The 4,116-nt window shown below is 52.1% G+C and carries 2 rRNA genes; both read right to left on the bottom strand.

Annotation, left to right across the window (positions count from 1 at the left end):
• Positions 1 to 2,057: ribosomal RNA gene (locus tag HMPREF2779_RS00785) — 23S ribosomal RNA — on the bottom strand; the annotation flags it as partial.
• A gap of 306 nt (positions 2,058 to 2,363) precedes the next feature.
• A 16S ribosomal RNA gene (locus HMPREF2779_RS00775) occupies positions 2,364 to 3,892 on the bottom strand.
• Positions 3,893 to 4,116: the final 224 nt, after the last annotated feature.

Raw genomic sequence — 4,116 nt, 5'->3', positions numbered from 1 at the left:
AAAAGGGCTAACCAATCCTCTTAACCTTCCAGCACCGGGCAGGAGTCAGTCCGTATACATCGTCTTACGACTTCGCACGGACCTGTGTTTTTGATAAACAGTCGCTTCCCCCTGGTCTCTGCGACCCATACACGCTCCAGGCAGCAAGTGCCCATCACGCTCAAGGTCCCCCTTCTCCCGAAGTTACGGGGGCATTTTGCCGAGTTCCTTAACCATGATTCTCTCGATCGCCTTAGTATTCTCTACCTGATCACCTGTGTCGGTTTAGGGTACGGGCGGCTAAAACCTCACGCCGATGCTTTTCTCGGCAGCATAGGATCACCAAATCCCCCAAAAACGGGGTCCCATCACGTCTCAGGCACACAGCCGGCGCATTTAACAACCGACAACCCTACACGCTTAGACCACGACAACCATCGCGTGGCTTGGCTACCTTCCTGCGTCACACCTGTTAATACGTTTACCTCCAAAGATCGGGTCCCACAACCCACACAACACACAAACAAAAGCCTGCACATCATGCTTCGCATGGTTAGCATCACAATATCAGTATGGGCGGTTTTTCACCGGTACGGGAATATCAACCCGTTATCCATCGACTACGCCTGTCGGCCTCGCCTTAGGCCCCGACTAACCCAGGGCAGATTAACTTGACCCTGGAACCCTTGATCATCCGGCGGATGAGTTTCTCACTCATCTTTCGCTACTCATGCCTGCATTCTCACTCGCATAGCCTCCACCACTGGTTTACACCGCAGCTTCACCGGCTACACGACGCTCCCCTACCCAACAACCAAAAAAGGTCATTGCCACAACTTCGGCGGTGTACTTGAGCCCCGCTACATTATCGGCGCAGAATCACTTGACCAGTGAGCTGTTACGCACTCTTTCAAGGATGGCTGCTTCTAAGCCAACCTCCTGGTTGTCTAAGCAACTCCACATCCTTTCCCACTTAGCACACGCTTAGGGGCCTTAGTTGGTGGTCTGGGCTGTTTCCCTCTCGACAATGAAGCTTATCCCCCACTGTCTCACTGCTACGCTCTCACTTACCGGCATTCGGAGTTTAGCTGACGTCAGTAACCCGTGAAGGCCCATCGGCCATCCAGTAGCTCTACCTCCGGCAAGAAACACGTAACGCTGCACCTAAATGCATTTCGGGGAGAACCAGCTATCACAGAGTTTGATTGGCCTTTCACCCCTATCCACAGCTCATCCCCTCCATTTTCAACTGAAGTGGGTTCGGTCCTCCACGACGTCTTACCGTCGCTTCAACCTGGCCATGGATAGATCACTCCGCTTCGGGTCTAGGTCATGCCACTCAAACGCCCTATTCAGACTCGCTTTCGCTACGGATACCCCACACGGGTTAACCTCGCGACATAACACTAACTCGCAGGCTCATTCTTCAAAAGGCACGCTGTCACCCCAAAAGGCTCCAACGGCTTGTAAGCACACGGTTTCAGGTACTATTTCACTCCCCTCCCGGGGTACTTTTCACCATTCCCTCACGGTACTGATTCACTATCGGTCATTAAGAAGTATTTAGACTTACCAGGTGGTCCTGGCAGATTCACACGAGATTCCACGAGCCCCGTGCTACTCGGGTGGCCACACCACGGACAGAACAATTTCGATTACGGGACTCTCACCCTCTACGGCCGACCATTCCAAGTCGTTCACCTACCATCCTGAACATCATGCCGGCAGCCAGTTAGAACTGCCACTGTGACTCCCACAACCCCCATGATGCAACGCCTAACCGCTATCACACACCACAGGTTTAGTCTCTTCCGCTTTCGCTCGCCACTACTCACAGAATCATTACTTTATTTTCTCTTCCTGCGGGTACTGAGATGTTTCACTTCCCCGCGTTCCCCCCAACCAGCCTATACATTCAGCTGGCGGTAACTCACCATGAAGATGAGCCAGGTTTCCCCATTCGGAAATCCTCGGATCACAGCCCAGTTATCGGCTCCCCGAGGCTTATCGCAGATTCACACGTCCTTCATCGGCTCTTAATGCCAAGGCATCCACCGTGTGCCCTTAATAACTTACACACAATCAAGAAAAATAAGAATCTAAAATCAACAATCAAACCAACACCAAAGCATTGATTCAACGCAAATTCCAGAAGATGCTCGCGTCCACTATATAGTTCTCAAACAACAACCCACAACACAACAACAACACAAACAAAAACATTTGCATCATCACCATACCAGGCAAACAAAGGAACAACACTAATGTGTTACCCCAAAACCCAACAATGCGCCTCATCCAACCCAAAACCAATATTCCACCCATGAGCAAAACCACCCACCCGACACTCGCGGGTAGCATGGCCAACTAAATGTGCTCCTTAGAAAGGAGGTGATCCAGCCGCACCTTCCGGTACGGCTACCTTGTTACGACTTAGTCCCAATCGCCAATCCCACCTTAGACGGCTCCCTCCCAAAAGGGTTAGGCCACCGGCTTTGGGTGTTACCAACTTTCGTGACTTGACGGGCGGTGTGTACAAGGCCCGGGAACGTATTCACCGCAGCGTTGCTGATCTGCGATTACTAGCGACTCCGACTTCATGGGGTCGAGTTGCAGACCCCAATCCGAACTGAGACCGGCTTTTAGGGATTAGCTCCACCTCACAGTATCGCAACCCTCTGTACCGGCCATTGTAGCATGCGTGAAGCCCAAGACATAAGGGGCATGATGATTTGACGTCATCCCCACCTTCCTCCGAGTTGACCCCGGCAGTCTCCTATGAGTCCCCACCATAACGTGCTGGCAACATAGAACGAGGGTTGCGCTCGTTGCGGGACTTAACCCAACATCTCACGACACGAGCTGACGACAACCATGCACCACCTGTATACCAGCCCCGAAGGGAAACACCATCTCTGATGCGGTCCAGTATATGTCAAGCCTTGGTAAGGTTCTTCGCGTTGCATCGAATTAATCCGCATGCTCCGCCGCTTGTGCGGGCCCCCGTCAATTTCTTTGAGTTTTAGCCTTGCGGCCGTACTCCCCAGGCGGGGCACTTAATGCGTTAGCTACGGCGCGGAAAACGTGGAATGTCCCCCACACCTAGTGCCCAACGTTTACGGCATGGACTACCAGGGTATCTAATCCTGTTCGCTCCCCATGCTTTCGCTTCTCAGCGTCAGTTACAGCCCAGAGACCTGCCTTCGCCATCGGTGTTCCTCCTGATATCTGCGCATTCCACCGCTACACCAGGAATTCCAGTCTCCCCTACTGCACTCTAGTCTGCCCGTACCCACTGCAATACACGGAGTTAAGCTCCGGCCTTTCACAGCAGACGCGACAAACCGCCTACAAGCTCTTTACGCCCAATAATTCCGGACAACGCTCGCGCCCTACGTATTACCGCGGCTGCTGGCACGTAGTTAGCCGGCGCTTTCTCTGCAGGTACCGTCAATCTCTCTTCTTCCCTGCTAACAGAGGTTTACAACCCGAAGGCCGTCATCCCTCACGCGGCGTCGCTGCATCAGGCTTGCGCCCATTGTGCAATATTCCCCACTGCTGCCTCCCGTAGGAGTCTGGGCCGTGTCTCAGTCCCAGTGTGGCCGGTCACCCTCTCAGGCCGGCTACCCGTCGTCGCCTTGGTGAGCCGTTACCTCACCAACAAGCTGATAGGCCGTGAGCCCATCTATAACCACTACATAACGCTTTCCACCAACACCCCATGCGGAGATTGGTCGTATCCGGTATTAGACCCAGTTTCCCAGGCTTATCCCAGAGTTAAAGGTAGGTTACTCACGTATTACTCACCCGTTCGCCACTAATCCACCTAGCAAGCTAGGCTTCATCGTTCGACTTGCATGTGTTAAGCACGCCGCCAGCGTTCGTCCTGAGCCAGAATCAAACTCTCCGTTGAAAAAATAGAAAAGCTTGATAATCTGATCTCAAACAGCGAATCACACACGGGGGTGCGTGACTCAAGCTGACTAAATTTGAAACCATTTGATGATTATCAAATATAAATAAATATTTGGTATTAGTTTCAGTTTCCATCACCATAATGGTGATTTTATTGAACAAAGCACACTATTGAGTTCTCAAGCAACACACCGATTCAACACCTCAACTTGCTCTTTCGAG

The organism is Rothia sp. HMSC069C03 (assembly GCF_001811075.1).
GTDB lineage: Bacteria > Actinomycetota > Actinomycetes > Actinomycetales > Micrococcaceae > Rothia > Rothia mucilaginosa.
This window is presented reverse-complemented; position numbering and strand designations above follow the sequence as displayed.